The 16,070-nt window shown below is 65.3% G+C and carries 14 protein-coding genes, 1 tRNA gene and 1 pseudogene; 8 read left to right on the top strand and 8 right to left on the bottom strand.

Going from position 1 to position 16,070, the window contains the following annotated elements:
• The 4 genes and pseudogenes from F573_RS0108795 to F573_RS0108780 all read right to left on the bottom strand — a co-directional run.
• Positions 1–500: pseudogene (locus F573_RS0108795) on the bottom strand (hypothetical protein); the annotation flags it as partial.
• Entirely contained in the window at positions 497–3,139 is a 2,643-nt protein-coding gene (locus F573_RS0108790) for an McrB family protein (RefSeq protein WP_019022267.1), read from the bottom strand. The gene F573_RS0108790 and the pseudogene F573_RS0108795, both read right to left, overlap by 4 nt.
• Positions 3,140–3,318: 179 nt before the next feature.
• Positions 3,319–4,050 (bottom strand): DUF3320 domain-containing protein, encoded by a 732-nt coding sequence (locus F573_RS0108785; protein ID WP_026300867.1) that lies wholly within the window; start codon positions 4,048–4,050, stop codon positions 3,319–3,321.
• 5 nt (positions 4,051–4,055) lie between these two features.
• Positions 4,056–5,051 carry a hypothetical protein gene (locus F573_RS0108780; protein ID WP_019022265.1) on the bottom strand — a complete coding sequence of 332 codons (996 nt, stop codon included), beginning with the start codon at positions 5,049–5,051 and terminating at the stop codon, positions 4,056–4,058.
• 146 nt (positions 5,052–5,197) lie between these two features.
• On the opposite strand from F573_RS0108780, the gene recA reads away from it, so the two are divergent.
• From recA to F573_RS0108750, 6 genes are all read left to right on the top strand, one after another.
• Positions 5,198–6,247, top strand: a complete 1,050-nt coding sequence (recA, locus tag F573_RS0108775; RefSeq protein ID WP_019022264.1) for a recombinase RecA — start codon at positions 5,198–5,200, stop codon at positions 6,245–6,247.
• Positions 6,228–6,722, top strand: a complete 495-nt coding sequence (locus F573_RS0108770; RefSeq protein ID WP_019022263.1) for a regulatory protein RecX — start codon at positions 6,228–6,230, stop codon at positions 6,720–6,722. Before recA ends, F573_RS0108770 begins: the two co-directional genes overlap by 20 nt.
• Before the next feature lie 169 nt (positions 6,723–6,891).
• On the top strand, positions 6,892–9,507 hold the full coding sequence (gene alaS / locus F573_RS0108765; protein WP_019022262.1) for an alanine--tRNA ligase: 2,616 nt from the start codon (positions 6,892–6,894) through the stop codon (positions 9,505–9,507).
• A 91-nt stretch (positions 9,508–9,598) separates the two neighbouring features.
• Complete coding sequence (locus F573_RS0108760; protein ID WP_018871231.1) at positions 9,599–10,849, top strand: aspartate kinase; 1,251 nt, start codon at positions 9,599–9,601, stop codon at positions 10,847–10,849.
• A gap of 62 nt (positions 10,850–10,911) precedes the next feature.
• Positions 10,912–11,115: a carbon storage regulator CsrA gene (gene csrA, locus F573_RS0108755; protein ID WP_019022261.1), complete on the top strand. Its 204-nt coding sequence runs from the start codon at positions 10,912–10,914 to the stop codon at positions 11,113–11,115.
• Between the two features lie 111 nt (positions 11,116–11,226).
• Positions 11,227–11,317 (top strand) — tRNA-Ser (locus F573_RS0108750).
• A gap of 71 nt (positions 11,318–11,388) precedes the next feature.
• On the opposite strand, the gene F573_RS0108745 is transcribed toward F573_RS0108750, so the two are convergent.
• The 4 genes from F573_RS0108745 to flgA form a co-directional block, all read right to left on the bottom strand.
• Positions 11,389–12,105, bottom strand: coding sequence for a flagellar brake protein (locus tag F573_RS0108745; protein ID WP_019022260.1), 717 nt, complete (start codon positions 12,103–12,105; stop codon positions 11,389–11,391).
• Positions 12,106–12,185: 80 nt separating this feature from the next.
• Positions 12,186–12,668 (bottom strand): flagella synthesis protein FlgN, encoded by a 483-nt coding sequence (locus F573_RS0108740; RefSeq protein ID WP_019022259.1) that lies wholly within the window; start codon positions 12,666–12,668, stop codon positions 12,186–12,188.
• A gap of 4 nt (positions 12,669–12,672) precedes the next feature.
• A complete protein-coding gene (flgM, locus tag F573_RS0108735; protein ID WP_019022258.1) occupies positions 12,673–12,990 on the bottom strand; it encodes a flagellar biosynthesis anti-sigma factor FlgM in 318 nt (105 codons plus the stop codon).
• A gap of 92 nt (positions 12,991–13,082) precedes the next feature.
• Positions 13,083–13,751, bottom strand: coding sequence for a flagellar basal body P-ring formation chaperone FlgA (gene flgA / locus F573_RS0108730; protein ID WP_019022257.1), 669 nt, complete (start codon positions 13,749–13,751; stop codon positions 13,083–13,085).
• 235 nt (positions 13,752–13,986) lie between these two features.
• On the opposite strand from flgA, the gene F573_RS0108725 reads away from it, so the two are divergent.
• Together F573_RS0108725 and F573_RS0108720 are read left to right on the top strand one after the other, a co-directional pair.
• The gene (locus F573_RS0108725) at positions 13,987–14,916 is read left to right on the top strand and encodes a chemotaxis protein (protein ID WP_018871225.1); all 930 of its coding nucleotides are present in this window, start codon (positions 13,987–13,989) and stop codon (positions 14,914–14,916) included.
• A gap of 195 nt (positions 14,917–15,111) precedes the next feature.
• Positions 15,112–15,927 carry a protein-glutamate O-methyltransferase CheR gene (locus F573_RS0108720; protein ID WP_019022256.1) on the top strand — a complete coding sequence of 272 codons (816 nt, stop codon included), beginning with the start codon at positions 15,112–15,114 and terminating at the stop codon, positions 15,925–15,927.
• Positions 15,928–16,070 lie beyond the last annotated feature (143 nt).

The following is a 16,070-nucleotide window of genomic DNA, read 5'->3' as shown; positions in this document are numbered from 1 at the left end:
AACCGGCAGGCGATGCGTTGTGGGTGGGTGAGGTTCTCGCGTTGTTGACGCACCATGTCGATACGCCCGCGGACCATGCCCAGGTTGTCCTCGACGTCCCGGTAGTCCTGCAGCATGCCATGGCGAAGTTGGTGATCGAGGAGTTCGGCAAAATGCCGGATGAAGATGTCGAGCAGGAGCGTTTCGCTGTGTGCCAGGCTCGCGGTGCCCATATCCAGCGCATTGAGTTCGCTTCCCCGGCTCAGCAGGGTTAGCAGTGTCGTGCGCTGGTGCGCGGCCGACTGATAGGAGGAAAGCTTGGGCAGGACTTCGATCTGGACATTGTCGAGGCGGACGACGCCACAGAACTGGCGAAACTTGACGCGCTGATGTCCCCATTCGAGGCAGCGCCCAGGCAACTGTGGCTCGGCCTCGGCCAGCAGGTCGGCCTCCCTGCGGTACAAGTCGCCGTGTTCGCCAATCGCGAGCCAGCCGTGTTCGCGGGCGAGAACCTGCCTCATTCGTCCACGTCGTCCACGTTCTCGTAAATCTTGCGGATGGCATCCGGCGCAATGTCCCCGGGCGCCTTGACGTGATAGTCGGGCTTCTCGGGCCCGGGGGCGCCGTCGCCGAACAGATGTAGCGGGTCCAGCGTTGTTCGGGTAATGATCTGGTATTCCTCGGAGACTCCTTCGTCACTCAGCACACGGCGAATTTGTGCCCAGTCGTCGTAGAAGTACTCGGCGAGCATCGGGATGATGTCGTACACCAGTACGTCACGCAGGCCGTCCAGATGCTTGACCTCCGTGAAGTAGGCATGACCGAACGCCTGGTCGCGGTGGAGCAGGTAGCGCAGGCGCCGGTTGATGGTGTCCAGCAGGCGGCGCAGATCCAGTTGCCCGCCTTCATCGTCGGGAATCCGCCCGTCCTGCTGCCCCGCGATGGCCTGCGGTTTCGGCAACATCTCGCGGAAGCGGAACCGGCGGCGCAGGGCTGCATCCATCAGCGCAATGGAACGGTCCGCAGTGTTCATGGTGGCGTAGATGTCGAGATTCTTGGGAACACCGAACCGCTCCCCGGAATACGGCAAGATGACTTCCACGCCCTCGACCCTTTGGCCGTCGCTGTCCCACCAGGCGCGTTTGTCGGGTTCCACGAGCGTGATCAACTCACCGAAGATCCGCGCAATGTTGCCGCGATTGATCTCGTCGATGAACAGGGCGTAGCGGTGGTGCGGGTCCAGACGCGCGCGGTTGCACCATTCCTTGAACACCCCGGGATAGACCTCGTAGCTGATGACACCATCGGTGGTCTGTGGCCGGATGCCTTCGACGAAGTCCTCGTAGCTGTAAGACTGATGGAACGTCACCAGCTGGTGGCGTCGAACCGGAGTGGAATCCTTCCCGGGACCCTCTCTCAGGGTCTGGAGCTTTTGCCGCAGATCGGCACCGGCTTCATCCCAGTCTCCCGTGAAGAACCAGCGGCCATTACCTTTCTTGTCGAAGATCAGGGGAGAACGCCGTCCTTCGATGGACACCTTGACGGTTTCGGACTCATGTACGGCGTGGGTCTGCAGGGCGCTCCAGCAGGTGGAACGCAGGTTCGGATTCCCGATTTGACCCTGGATCCGAGCCTTGGCCTGAAAGAATCGGTTCTCGATCAGCTCGTTGACCGTGGCTTCGCCCCCAAGGTCGGCAAGAGCCAGGGCCACCGCTTCCCACCAGGGGGTGCCGGCCAGCTGTTCGACAAGCCACTCGTCCTCGCTCATGTCTTCAGAGCGGCTTTCGTAAGCCGGCATCAGGTGCTTCTGCAGGTAGTACGTCTTGCCGGTGCCGGGAGGCCCATAATAGATCGCATTCGTGGCACGCTGGATGGTGATGGCTTCCTGCTGGGGTGAGCCGGGTTCCTCGTCAGGGGCGCTGGGTTTTGGCAACTTGGCCCAGAGGGTGCCGACCTGTTTCGCCGCGGCAGGTTTGATCTCGATACCCGATTGCTGAGGGGTCCATTGCTGGTCCGTATTGATCTCGGATTCCAGGCGGTCCAGGGGAAGAATGTCGTCCGCTTTCGGGTCGCGCAGATCGGTCAGTGTGATGTCAACGAATTGGGCTTTCTCGCCTTGTTTGGCGCGCTCCGGATCCCAGTGCTCGCCTTCATACGGGGCGCTGGCGATGTTGCCCTGAGCGATCAACCCGCGCGGCTCCGTGCCCAGACGCATGATGTAGGCCGTATCCCCTTCGCCAACCTGGCCCGAGGCTGTGCTCCAGCGTTTGGTAACGCTCTCCCCCTTGACGACCCGGAGACGATCGTCGAGGAGTTCGTCCCAGGGCCATTTGTGGGGGTTCCAGGCCAGCAACCAGACCTTCTGCGAAGGCTGCCATCGTTCCTTCCAGGGGGATTCGTAAAACGCGAAGGGGTGGCCCGTTTCCTGTTCGAGGCGCTGGCGCAACTCGAACAGGCGCCTGTCGATTTCCTCGAAGGACATGTTTTTGACGCGGGCGGCGGGTAGCTCTTCAAAGTGCTGCACGATGGCCCGTTTGTCGCGCCCGGTGGTGAAATTCTCGAAGGTATCCGGGAACAGTAACCAGTTCAGCATGTGGCGCAGTTGCCGAAAGCCCTCGCGGGGTACATCGGCCAGCCAGCGGGCGAATATCCACGGATCGGCGACAACGTGCCGCCGTCCGTCCCGTGGCTGCTCTTTCATCGCCTTGGCGATGTTGATCATGTAAGCGAGTTCACGCCACCGATGCGTATTGAACGCCGTGCCGGCATGGCCAGCGCCACAAAGGACCTCATCCGTGAGGGCGGGGTGGTCCGCGGATAATGGCGTACCACCGAGTTCCCAGATCTCGAGTACCTGCTGGCGCTCGGTTTCCGGCTTGATGTTCGAGGGGAAGAGCAGGAGCACCCAGTTCAGCTCGGCCATCAGCCGAGCGGCGGTCGGTGGTACGTCGGCCAGCTGGATTTTCAGTTTTTCGGAGTAGCTCTCGCTGCCTTCCTGCGGGTTCTGGGTGAAGGCACGGTCAAGGATGGCCAGATTGTCAGCGGTCCAGAGAGTCTCGTCACCGAAGATGCTGCCGTCATCGATGAGGCAGGTGTCGCGCCACTGCTCCACGGTTTCCAGAAGGGCGGTCGTATCCGCGTGGGGGGTGTATCGGCTCATGCCTTTTCCTTGTCTGCGTCCTGTGCGTATTACTTTCCAACGAGGCCCGAAGGTGTCGCTCGTGTATCAGCCTACGGGAGGCGTTGTTGGTCCGTGAAGCCGAAAAAAGGATGTGGGCGACGGGCCGGCGCAGGCGACGGGTCGGCGCAATGGTGCTGCAAGCCACGGGTGCGGGTCGCCTACGGACCGGTTGTTCGTGGACGTCGGAAGGCGCGGAGTCCGGGCTCGAGATGGGTCTGGCCTTGTACCAGCAGTTGGCGTTTCAGTGCGTGTGACAGAGGGGCGTGGAGCCGCTCGCGGGCGTTGTCGGTGAGGCGGATGAAGCCCATGCGGTGCAGGGCGTCGTTCATGGCCGTGTCGAGGTCCAGCGTTCCGGCTTCGGCGACGGTGCGCACCAGTGAAAGCGTCAGCTCGGTGTCCGGGACGTGCTCCAGCTGTCGCAGCGCATCCGGGAGATCGCTCCAGTCGCGCAGGCATGGCACCGCGAACTGCTCTGCGCGTCCGGAGAATTCGCCATCCAGTTGAATCGCGCCCTGTGCGCCCAGTTCCGCGCGCCGTTCATGGATGCGCGCCTGGATCCGCGAGCCCGCGCGGGCAAATCCCGCGGCCTCCAGCAGCCTGCGGGTGAGTACGAAAAGGTGTACCGGCCCCTCGGTGTCCACGACCTTCAGCAGGGCCCGGTCCAGGGCTTCCTGCGGGATGTCGTCGAAGCGGTCATGTCCGGCCAGCCGCAGTTCGGGCGTGTCGGTCTCCCGGTAAGGTCGTGTGTCCCAGGTGGTGACCCATTCACAGCCGTGTTCGCGGCAGGACGCCCGCCATGCCTCGCAGGTTTCCTCCGGACCGGGGTTCCGGATCAGGTGCTGGTGCACCCGGACCAGCGCATCCAGCGGGTCTGGTGGTGTTTCACTCATCTCGCTCATCGCTCGCCCTCCAGCACCAGTTCCACATCCATGGCCTCGGCGATCAGGTCGATCATCGCTTCCTGCAGCAGGGTCTTGGGCCCGTCCCGCAGGCAGGCATCATCCAGTGCCAGGAGGGTTTCGCCCCGCCAGTCGGACGTTTCGTCCTGCGCCAGGGCCCCGGCCAGGGTCGCCACGATCCCCATGGCCGGTTCCATGTCATCGGGCGGCAGGGTGCCCAGCCAGGTCCGCCAGTGATCACCGGCCGCCTGCACATCTTCCAGCAGAGCGGTTGCGGGGGCCGAAGAAGAGCCGTCGGCTGCGACCGATTCGGGTGACTGTGCCGCACCCCGGCCGAGTGCGAGCAATGCAAAGGCGAGGGCGGCGAGCTGGTCCCGGCCCGGCCAGGTCGAGGGGTCGGCTTCGTGCCGGGCGAGCACCTGTTCTCCGCGAGGCTGCACATCATCCAGCCGGAACCGCGGGCGCGCGGCTTCTTCTTCGGCAAGCTGGCGGCGGGCCTGAGCCGCCCCGGCCATGCGCCCGATGCCGCCGAACAGTCCCGTCAGCAGTCGGAGTATGCCACTGAGCACCCAGAAAAAGCCCGCGAACAGTCCGAACAGTCCCTGAATCGCGGCCGCGTTGTGCCCGCGCACCTGCACCCCCGCGATCTTCGCCGACGAGCGGCCGGGCCGGATCCAGTTGAACGAGCCGATCGGTGTCTTCGTGGAGACGGTGACACCCGATTTCGACAGGTTGAATTTCGCTGCATCCGAACCGTAACGCCCGCGCAGGATGAAGCGGCCGTTCTGGAAGGCGACCTGGGTGTTCCGGGCCAGCCGCGTGGACACGCGCACGCCGTGATTGGTATTGCCCGTCAGATTCACCCCGGCGGCACGCGTCTGTGCCCGCAGGGACAGGCCGCCGGTGCGGCTGGCGCGCAGATAGCGACCGCTGTGCTCGATCCGTTTCTGGCGGCCGTCGCGGTCCTTTTCGCCTGCCTTGAGGAATGCCATGGATCCGAGCTTAGCATCCGCGCGTGGCACGGCTCGCCGACTCGCCGACGGATAAGGGCGAATCCCGTTGTCTTTGGGTCCGCCCCCTGCCTGTGGGATACTCCCGCACCCAACCGCCCGAGCATTATCTATTCCGGAGGCAAACCGTGGACGAGAATCGCAAGAAGGCCCTGACGGCCGCGCTGGGTCAGATCGAGAAACAGTTCGGCAAGGGTGCCGTGATGCGCATGGGGGACCGCCAGGCGGTGGATGTGCCCTCGATCTCCACCGGTTCGCTGGCGCTGGACGTGGCGCTGGGTATTGGCGGCGTGCCGCGCGGGCGCGTGGTCGAAGTCTACGGGCCGGAATCCTCGGGCAAGACGACCCTGACCCTGCAGGTGGTGGCCGAGGCGCAGAAGGCCGGCGGTACCGCTGCGTTCGTGGACGCCGAGCATGCGCTGGACCCGACCTATGCCGAGAAGCTGGGCGTGAACGTGGACGATCTGCTGGTCTCGCAGCCGGATACCGGCGAGCAGGCGCTGGAGATCGCCGACATGCTGGTGCGTTCGGGTGCGGTGGACGTGGTGATCGTCGACTCGGTGGCGGCGCTCACCCCCAAGGCCGAGATCGAGGGCGAGATGGGCGATTCGCACGTCGGTCTGCAGGCGCGCCTGATGTCGCAGGCGCTGCGCAAGCTCACGGCCAACATCAAGCGCTCGAACACGCTGGTGGTGTTCATCAACCAGATCCGCATGAAGATCGGCGTGATGTTCGGCAGCCCGGAAACCACCACCGGCGGCAACGCGCTCAAGTTCTATTCCTCGGTGCGCATGGATATCCGCCGCATCGGTGCGATCAAGAAGGGCGACGAGGTGATCGGCAACGAGACCCGCGTGAAGGTGGTGAAGAACAAGATGGCGCCGCCGTTCAAGGAGGCGCATTTCGAGATCCTGTACGGCGAGGGGATCTCGCGCGTGGGTGAGCTGATCGAGATGGGCGTGAAGGAAGGCCTGATCGACAAGGCCGGGGCCTGGTACAGCTACAACGGCGAACGTATCGGGCAGGGCAAAGAGAATGCCCGGCAGTTCCTGAAGGACAACCCGGACAAGGCCGAGGAGCTCGAACGCAACCTGCGCGAGCGTTATCTGCCGTCGGCCGGCGGCAAGGGTGCGGACGACGCCGAGGCCGCGGTCGAGGATGCCGAAAGCCCGTCGTAAGGGCGGGGCGCCGGTCGACCCGGCCGATCCCGAGGCGGCTCTGGAGGCCGGGCTCAAGCTCCTGGTGCGGCGCGAACACGCGGCACTGGAGCTGGCGCGCAAGCTGGCGGAGCGCGGCTTCGAGCGGGACGCGGTGGATGCCGCACTGGAGCGTGCGCGCGAACTGGATTACCTCAACGAGACCCGCTACGCCGAGTCCATGGCCCGCCATCGCGTCGGGCAGGGGTACGGCGAACAGCGCATCCGCGCCGAGCTCGCGCACAACGGGATCGATGGCGACACCGTGAGCCTCGCCATCGAGGCGCTGGAGGTCGACTGGGTCGAACAGGCCCGCGGCCAGCTCGAACGCCATTTCCGTCATCCCCCCGCGGCCCGCGAGGACGAGGCCCGCATGCTGCGTCATCTGGCCGGTCGCGGCTTTCCCGGCGATGTCGCCCACCGGGCGCTGGCTGCCTGGAAGGACGAGGCCCCATAGGACGCAGGACGCAGGAGGCCAGCCCTCTGGCCGATGGGGCATTATTGACGTCGAATCGGCCAGGGGGCTGGCCTCCTGCAGCATGGCCCGAAGCAGCGGGCGGCAATACGCGGGTCCGGGGCGAGCGTGATACGATTCCGCTTTTGACCCCATACCCGACCGGACACGCATGAAGAGCGCCGACATACGCCGGAGTTTCCTCGATTTCTTTGCGCAGCACGACCACACCGTGGTGCCGTCCAGCCCGCTGGTGCCTGCCAACGATCCCACCCTGTTGTTCACCAACGCGGGGATGGTCCAGTTCAAGGATGTGTTCCTCGGCCGCGAGAAGCGCCCGTACAGCCGCGCGGCGACCAGCCAGCGCTGCGTGCGCGCCGGCGGCAAGCACAACGATCTGGAGAACGTGGGCTACACCGCCCGGCACCACACGTTTTTCGAGATGCTGGGCAACTTCTCCTTTGGCGACTACTTCAAGCGCGACGCGATCCACTACGCCTGGGATTTTCTGACGGATGTCCTTGGCCTGACGCCGGAGCGGCTGTGGGTCACGGTCTACGAGACCGATGACGACGCCTATGACGTCTGGGCCAACGAGATCAAGGTCCCGGCCGAACGCATCATCCGCATCGGCGACGATCCGGACGGTGGCTCGGACAATTTCTGGCAGATGGGTGACACCGGGCCCTGCGGTCCCTGCACCGAGATCTTCTATGACCACGGTCCGGAAGTGGCGGGCGGACCGCCCGGTTCGCCGGATGAAGATGGCGATCGTTACATCGAGGTCTGGAACCTGGTGTTCATGCAGTACGACCGCGACGCGGACGGCACGCTGAACCCGCTGCCGAGCCCGTCGGTGGATACCGGCATGGGCCTGGAGCGTCTGTCGGCCGTGCTGCAGGGCGTGCATTCCAACTACGAGATCGACCTGTTCCAGGATCTGATCGCCGCGGCGCGGCGGGTGACCGGTGCGCAGGAAGCCGATTCCGCGTCGCTGCGCGTGATCGCCGACCATATCCGGTCGATCGCGTTCCTGATTACCGATGGCGTGCTGCCCTCCAACGAGGGGCGCGGCTACGTGTTGCGGCGCATCATCCGGCGCGCGGCGCGTCATGGCTTCCAGATCGGCTCCGAGGATGCGTTCCTCTACCGCCTGGTGCGCCCGCTGATCAACACCATGGGCGAGGCCTATCCCGAGCTGGTCAAGGCCGGCGAGCAGGTGGAGAAGGTCCTGGAGAAGGAGGAGCGCAAGTTCCTCGAAACCCTGGACCACGGCATGAAGATCCTCGAGGAGGACCTGAAGGATCTGCAGGGACGGGTGATCCCGGGCGAGACCATCTTCCTGCTCTACGACACCTACGGCTTCCCGGTGGACCTGACCGGCGACATCGCGCGCGAACGCGATCTGGAACTGGACATGGCCGGTTTCGAGGCGGCGATGGAGAAGCAGCGCGAACGTGCCCGCGCGGCCTCCCGCTTCAGCATGGATACCGGCAACCTGCCGGGGCTGGAAGACCACACGACCGAATTCTGCGGGTATGAATACCTGGAGGGTGAGGGCCGCGTGCTGGCGCTGTTCCGCGAGGGCGAGGCCGTGGAGCGCCTGGAGGTCGGCGAAGAGGGCATCGTGGTGCTCGACCGCACGCCGTTCTACGCCGAGTCCGGCGGCCAGGTGGGCGACATCGGCACCCTGTCGGGCTCCGGCGTGCGCTTCCAGGTGCAGGACACCCGCAAGCAGGCCGCGGCGCATCTGCACGTGGGCCAGGTCCGCGCCGGCACCCTGGAGGTCGGTCAGAGCCTGTCCGGCTCGGTGGAGGGGCCGCGGCGCGAGGCCATCAAGCGTCACCACTCCGCCACGCATCTGCTGCACAAGGCCCTGCGCGACCAGCTGGGCGATCACGTCCAGCAGAAGGGCTCGCTGGTGGACTCCGAGCGCCTGCGGTTCGACTTCACGCACATGGAGCCGCTGACCACCGAGCAGCTGAAATCGATCGAGGATCAGGTCAACGCCGAGATCCTGGCGAACGAGGCCACCGACACGCGCATCATGGACATCGACTCGGCCATGGAGTCCGGCGCCGTGGCCCTGTTCGGGGAAAAATACGGCGACGAGGTCCGGGTGCTGAAGATCGGTTCCTCGGTCGAGCTGTGCGGTGGCACCCACGTGGAGCGCACCGGCGACATCGGGTCGTTCCGGATTACGGTCGAAGGCGGGGTCGCCGCCGGGATCCGCCGGATTGAGGCGGTGGCCGGCGAGGTGGCCCTGCGCTGGATGGACCAGCAGCTGGGGCATCTGGATGCGGTGGCGGACCGCCTGCGGGCCGGCCGCGCCGACGCCCCGGACAAGGTGCGCCAGCTGCAGGAGCGCAATCGCGAGCTGGAGAAGGAGATCGAGCGCCTGAAGGGCAAGCTCGCCAGCCAGGCCGGTGACGACCTCTCCAGCCGTGCGGTGGAGGTCGACGGCCTGAAGGTGCTGGCGGCCCCGGTGGAGGGCGTGGAGCCCAAGGCCCTGCGCGACATGGTCGATCAGCTCAAGCAGAAGCTCGGCCGTGCCGTGGTGGTGCTGGGCACCGCCACCGAGGAAGGCAAGGTCTCGCTGGTCGCCGGGGTCACCAAGGAGGAAACCGGCCGGATCCGCGCCGGCGATGTCGTCGGGCGCGTGGCCGCTCAGGTCGACGGCAAGGGTGGTGGCCGGCCGGACATGGCCATGGCCGGCGGGCAGAGCCCCGAGAAACTCGAGGCGGCGCTGGCCTCGGTGGAGGACACCGTTCGCGAATTGCTGGGCTGACCAAATTCCGGATTGCAAGGGCGGGTTTGCTTTGGATGCAACCCGATTTCGTGTTTAATGCGCCGCCTTCGGGCCGGACAGGGATTCTGCAATGGCGTTGCTGGTACTGAAATTTGGCGGCACCTCGGTCGGGACGACCGAACGCATCCGGGCGGTGGCCGAACGCGCGCTGCATCTGCGCGAGGAAGGCCATCAGCTGGTGATCGTGGTGTCCGCGATGAGCGGCGAGACCGATCGCCTGCTGGGGCTGGCCAACGAGCTCAACCCGCGGGTCGACGGGCGCGAGCTGGATGTCCTGCTGTCCACCGGGGAGCAGGTCACCATCGCCCTGCTGGCGATGGCACTGGAGGCCAAGGGTTGCCCGGCGCGCTCCTATACCGGTGCTCAGGTGACCATCCGCACCGACAGCGCCTACAACAAGGCGCGGATCCGCAGTATCGACGATGCCCGCGTGCGTGACGATCTGGAGGCCGGGCGCATCGTGGTCGTGGCCGGCTTCCAGGGCGTGGACGAGGACGGGGCGATCACGACCCTGGGGCGTGGCGGCTCCGACACCACCGCCGTCGCGCTGGCCGCGGCCCTGAAAGCCGATGAATGTCGCATCTATACCGACGTGGACGGGGTGTACACCACCGATCCGCGACTGGTGCCCCAGGCCCGGCGCCTCGAACGAGTGACCTTCGAGGAGATGCTGGAGATGGCGAGCCTCGGTTCGAAGGTGCTACAGATCCGGGCAGTGGAATTTGCGGGCAAGTATAACGTCCCCTTACGTGTCCTTTCGTCGTTTGGCGAGGGACCCGGGACACTCATCACCACGGAGGAGGATGCAGCGGTGGAACAGGCGCTGGTCGCGGGAATCGCGTTCAATCAGAACGAGGCGCAGCTGACGGTGGGCGGCGTGCCGGATCAGCCCGGGGTCGCGCATCGCATCCTCGGGCCGGTGGCGGATGCCAACATCGAGGTGGACATGATCGTGCAGAACGTCGGCGAGGACGGCCGCACGACCGATTTCACCTTCACCGTGCATCGCAACGACTACGAGAAGGCGCTGGAACTGCTGCAGGGGGCAGCGGACGAACTGGGCGCCCGCGAGGTCTCGGGCGATGTCCACATCGTCAAGATCTCGGTCGTGGGTGTCGGCATGCGGTCGCATGCGGGTATTGCCAGCCGGATGTTCGAGGCCCTGTCGCGGGAAAACATCAACATCCGGATGATCTCGACGTCGGAGATCAAGATCTCGGTGGTCGTGGACGAAAAATACCTCGAACTGGCGGTGCGTGCGCTGCACGATGCCTTTGAACTCGAAGAGGAGCCCGCCGGTCTACCGAAGGAGCAGGGGTGACGACTCAATCAACGGATTCCGGGCGACCGAACTCGTCCGACACAGGTACTGTGGAGAAAAGCATGCTCATACTGACGCGTCGGGTGGGGGAGACCCTCATGATCGGCGATGACGTCTCCGTCACCGTTCTGGGTGTGAAGGGCAACCAGGTCCGGATCGGCATCAATGCGCCCCCGGACGTGGCGGTTCATCGCGAAGAGATCTTTCAGCGGATTCAGGACGAAGATTCGGAACACGGCTCCGGCGACAATCGCGGGAACGAGTGACGTCCGACGCTGCGATCTCCGCGTGGCCCGAATGAAGTTAAAATCATCAATTCGGGGCCGCGCGGGCTTTCATTCCGCAGCGTGAATCCGTATCCTCTGCACCGCAGTCACGGAGAGTTGGCCGAGTGGTTGAAGGCGCTCCCCTGCTAAGGGAGTATGGGTCAAAAGCCCATCGAGGGTTCGAATCCCTCACTCTCCGCCAGAACGCAAAAGGCCCGCACGGCAAGTGATGCTCGTGCGGGCCTTTTTTGTGGGCACGCAAGCCGGGGTCAGTCAGTTCATCGCGCGGCGGCGTTCCTCACGCTGATAGAACAGCAGGGCGACGTTGATGGCACGTTCCAGGCGGGCCGACATCTCGATGATCGCGCAGCCAGCATACGAATGGCCTTCGCGAGTGGAAGGGCGCGAGTTGGCCGGTTTGACGGCGCCGGAGACCCTTTCCTGCACGTCCGGGAGCAGCAGGTTGGTGAATTCCAGGCGGCTGCCATAGGGGATCTCCTGCAGCACTTCATTCGGCAGTTCCACGCACATGCCTTCGGCCGAAAGGTCCACCACCGATCCCTCGATCGGTTCTTCGTGCATCTCGCCCTGGATCTGCAGGGTCGGGCGGTTGCTCAGGGGGATATGAACGCGGAAGGTCTCGCGACGCTGCAGGTATTGCAGTTCGGCGGGATACGGACACTCGTAGAGGTCTCCCGGCGATTCGCTCACGTTCTGGCGGACCTCGGTGGTAAACCGCACGGCCACGCCGCGCAGGGTCGCGAAGACGCGCAGGGGCTGGCCGGGCCGGATCCGCTGGTGGAGGGAAGGGGGTTGCAGCTGGTCGAGGTAGAGACGTCGTGCGTCGGCATCCAGACGAATCAGCGCCGAGGTGTACAGCGGGCCGCTTTCTTCCAGGCGGATACTGACCAGCGTCAGGCCATGGTCCAGGTCGCGCAGTATCTGGCCGATGCGTTCCGGGGTGTCGACGGTATAGTCGTTGTCATCCATGAGGGCACGTCGCGTCCGAAGTGGGTTCGCGCATCATACACCCTGTGACGGAGTTCACGCCTTTCCGGTCCAACTCGGGCTCAGGCGCGGGTGATGGTCTGGCCGGTGGTACGGCGATGACGGGCCTTGCCGTAGGGGTCGTAGGTCGTGGCCGGTCCGTTGTCTTCGCCACGCAGGATCTGCATGGACATCTGGACCCGGCGCTGGTTGCGTTCGATCAGCCGGGCGTTGCCCTGGTTGAGTTCGTTGCAGCGTTCGATCGTCGCCCGCAGCGCCTGCCAGCGGTCGTTGAGGTGCTCCCCTCCCTCCAGACGCGCGAACAGCCGCGCTACCCCTTCCGGGGTGAACTCGGCACCGCGGGCTTCGATCCATTGCTGCTGTTTGCGGGTTTCGGTTTCCAGTGCCTGCAGCAGTTCCTGCTTGCGCTGGACCGCGGCCTGCAGCCGCTCCGGCTCCCGTGACTCGATGGCCCGAGTTTCCTCCAGCAGGATATCCTCCAGCCGTTGTCCGAGACGGATGGATTCCTCCAGGGAAGGACGGATTCCGGTTTCGTCGGTCACCACCGGATCACCGCAGCAGGCCTTCGATTTCCATCATGCGATCGGCCAGTTCCTCGTTGTCGATCGGGTAGTTCCCCTGAGCGATCGCCTCGCGGATCTCGGCCACCTTCGCCTCGTTGAACGGCGCGGCCTCGCTGGCTTCGCCGCTGCCGTTCATGGCCTGGGCGGCACCGGTCAGGGTGACGGCGTCACCGCTGGCGGCCCCGCCGTTGCCGGCGCGGTCCACCCCGTTGCTGCCGGTGCGGGCGTCGTCGTCACGGCCGCGGACCCCGCCGTTCTGGCTGTCGGGGCGCAGGCCATTGATGTTGGGGCCTTTGATATCCATGACTTTGTCCTGTCGTTTGACTGGTCTGCCTCGTGTATCGGCCGGAATGCCCGAAACTGTAGGGTCGGTTGCGGGATTTCCGTCACATTTTACTACAGGGCGACGCGAACCGTGCCCGATGGCTGGACCTCGCCCTCGATCTCGCGTCCGGAGGAGGTGTTGCGCACGCGGATCCAGTCGCCGGCCGTGGCGTCTTCCAGGGCTTCGCCCTGCATGCGGATAGTGACGCTGCCGCTGCTGGCGAGGATGGTAACGCGCTGGCCGCGCTGGATCACCTGACGTTCATTAACGTGCTGCTGGCCGATGACCTGGCCCTGGCGAATCGCGCGGCGGGTCTGCAGACCGACCACCTCGGATGCGTCCTCGAAATAATGGCTGGCCTGGCGCGACGTCTCGATGCGCTCCATGCGCAGATCGCCCGGCCCCAGGGTCTGCTGGCGCGACAGGTTGCGGCGGGCCACCACCACCTCGGCGTGGCGTTCCACGGTGGCCGGAACGTACACCGACCAGGTCACCGGCCCGGGACAGCGGATGTTGACCGCAGTATTGCCCCTCGGGCGGCCGCCGGGCGGCAGCGAGGCCTCCAGGGGTTCTTCGCAGCGCTTGAGGCGCAGGCGGTCGTCGACATGACCGAGTTGCACCTCCACATCGTCGCCGTTGTGGTCCCCAAGCTGCTGGTGCAGGAACCGTTCCGCGCTGTCACGAATGTTCTGCACCGGCTCGATCTCCGCTTGCGCGGTCGGGGCGAGGAGCGCGAGCATCAGAAGAAGCGCACCCCCGCTGCGGCCCCCGCTGCGGCCCGGGCTGCGGTACGGGAGCAAAGCCTGTAACTTGAAAAGGTGCATGTCCGGTCACCGTTGACCCTGTGTCTTCGTCACGGAATACAAGCAGATTCTGTGCCATGGCATCCGGCGCCTGTCCTGCGCGTCCGATGCGTGGTTCAAGCTCCCGCCGGCGCGGCCGTTAGCAGGGAGAACAACCCAGGGGGCGAGAACCGTGAGTCAGTTTATTGACGACGTGAACCAGCGCACGCAGATGGTCGGGCAGAACCGGATGGAGCTGCTGCTGTTCTATCTGGGCGGCACGCAGACCTTCGGGATCAACGTGTTCAAGGTGCGCGAGGTGATTCCGCTGCCGCAGTTGCGCCAGATTCCCGGGTCCGCCGGGGTGGTGCGGGGCGTCACCACCCTGCGCGACAAGACCGTGCCGATCATCGATCTGGCGCGGGCGATGGGCATGCAATCGACCCGGGCCGGGGCGGACGGGCAGCAGAAGGTTGTGATCACGGAGTTCAACCGCTCGGTGCAGGGCTTCATGGTATCGGCGGTGGATCGCATCGTGAACGTCAACTGGGACCAGGTGAAGTCGCCCCCGCGCGGCACCGGTCGCGAGTCGTTTCTGGTGGCGGTCACCGAACTCGACAACAAGCTGGTGGAGATCATCGACGTGGAGCGCGTGCTGTCGCTGGTCAATCCGCTGCCCACCGAGGTGTCGGAAAGCGTGCGTTCCGCGGTGGCCGAGCAGACACCCGAGCGTCGGGAAATCGTCATCGCCGACGACTCGGTGGTGGCCCGCCGCCAGATCGAAAGCGCCATCCAGGGGCTCGAGTGGCCCTACGTGCTGTGCAAGGACGGGCGTGAAGCCCTGGATTACCTGGAGGAGAAAGCCGCCGAGGGTCCGATCCACGACACGGTCGAGCTGGTGATCTCGGATATCGAAATGCCGCGCATGGATGGTTACACCCTGACGGCAAAGATCCGCGAGAACGAGCGCCTGCGACCGCTGCGGGTGCTGCTGCATTCCTCGCTCAGCGGCGAATTCAATACCGACATGGTGCGTCGGGCCGGTGCGGATGCGTTCCTCTCCAAGTTCAACCCGGACGAACTGGCCAGTGCGGTCCTGGAACAGATCAACAAGACCGCCTGAGATGTCGGTGGTTGCCGGGGGCGAACGGTTGCCGGCCCGGCCGGGGCGGGTGGCCGGCGCTTGCCGCCCCTTTGCAGGCTGCGGACTTCCGCAAGGTTGCCTCGAAGCCCTATACTGTGGCGGCATGGAATCATCGAACCGAACAACCAGCGGACGGCGGACGGGCCCGGCACGCGTCAAGGCGGAGATGTGTGCGTGATCGATTCCCGTGACTACGAAGAATTCGCGCGCTTTCTCTCCGAGTGCTGTGGCCTGGTGCTGGGGGACAGCCGCCAGTACCTGGTGTCCAGCCGGCTGTCCCGCCTGCTGGATGAATTTGGCTACAAGGACGTGCCGGAACTGCTGCACGCGCTGCGCAAGGCGCCCAGCCCGAAGCTGCGCACGCGCGTCATCGATGCGATGACCACCAACGAAACCTCCTGGTTTCGCGACGGTTTTCCGTTCGAGATCCTGCGCCACGTGATCCTCCCGGAGCTGGCGTCCACTCGGTCGTCGATCAAGGTCTGGTCGGCCGGGTGTTCTAGTGGCCAGGAGCCCTACAGTATCTCGATGGTGGTCTCGGAATGGGAGGCCTCGCGCCCGCGCCGGGTGGTGCCCGTCAGCATTCTCGGCACGGACCTGTCCGAGGGCGTGCTGGAAGACGCCCGCAAGGGAGTCTATGACGGTCTGAGCATCGTGCGCGGGCTGAGCGAGTCGCGGCGGTCCCGGTTCTTCCAGACCGTGCCCGAGGGGCACAAGATCATCCCCGAGGTGCAGCGCCGCTGCCGGTTCCAGAAACTCAATCTGGTCGACAGCTACGCGGCGCTGGGCAAGTTCGACATCGTGTTCTGCCGTAACGTCCTGATCTATTTCTCCGCCGAGACCAAGCGTCAGGTCCTTGACGGTATTGCGAAGCAGCTCAACCCCGGCGGCTATCTGTTTCTTGGCGCTTCCGAGACGGTCGGGCCCTACAGCAAGGCGTACGAAACCGTGCGCACCGAGTACGGCTCGGTCCTGCGGCTGAAGGGCTGAACCCCTCCACGCCGGGCCTGCAACGGGCCCGGCGCTCGTTCCCTGCGCGGTGATTCGCCGCGTGGCCGGCCGCGTGCCGGTGTCCCTCCCTATCCTTTTTCCCCTTTTGCCGGCAGCCAATGGCACGGCGATTGCATCGTCGT

Source organism: Thioalkalivibrio sp. ALE23, assembly GCF_000378545.1.
GTDB lineage: Bacteria > Pseudomonadota > Gammaproteobacteria > Ectothiorhodospirales > Ectothiorhodospiraceae > Thioalkalivibrio.
This window is presented reverse-complemented; position numbering and strand designations above follow the sequence as displayed.

Coding starts and splice junctions, on each gene's coding strand:
- F573_RS0108790 (WP_019022267.1), bottom strand. CDS start 3,139: ATGAGCCGATACACCCCCCACGCGGATACGACCGCCCTTCTGGAAACC.
- F573_RS0108785 (WP_026300867.1), bottom strand. CDS start 4,050: ATGAGTGAAACACCACCAGACCCGCTGGATGCGCTGGTCCGGGTGCAC.
- F573_RS0108780 (WP_019022265.1), bottom strand. CDS start 5,051: ATGGCATTCCTCAAGGCAGGCGAAAAGGACCGCGACGGCCGCCAGAAA.
- F573_RS0108770 (WP_019022263.1), top strand. CDS start 6,228: ATGCCGAAAGCCCGTCGTAAGGGCGGGGCGCCGGTCGACCCGGCCGAT.
- alaS (WP_019022262.1), top strand. CDS start 6,892: ATGAAGAGCGCCGACATACGCCGGAGTTTCCTCGATTTCTTTGCGCAG.
- F573_RS0108760 (WP_018871231.1), top strand. CDS start 9,599: ATGGCGTTGCTGGTACTGAAATTTGGCGGCACCTCGGTCGGGACGACC.
- csrA (WP_019022261.1), top strand. CDS start 10,912: ATGCTCATACTGACGCGTCGGGTGGGGGAGACCCTCATGATCGGCGAT.
- F573_RS0108745 (WP_019022260.1), bottom strand. CDS start 12,105: ATGGATGACAACGACTATACCGTCGACACCCCGGAACGCATCGGCCAG.
- flgM (WP_019022258.1), bottom strand. CDS start 12,990: ATGGATATCAAAGGCCCCAACATCAATGGCCTGCGCCCCGACAGCCAG.
- flgA (WP_019022257.1), bottom strand. CDS start 13,751: ATGCTCGCGCTCCTCGCCCCGACCGCGCAAGCGGAGATCGAGCCGGTG.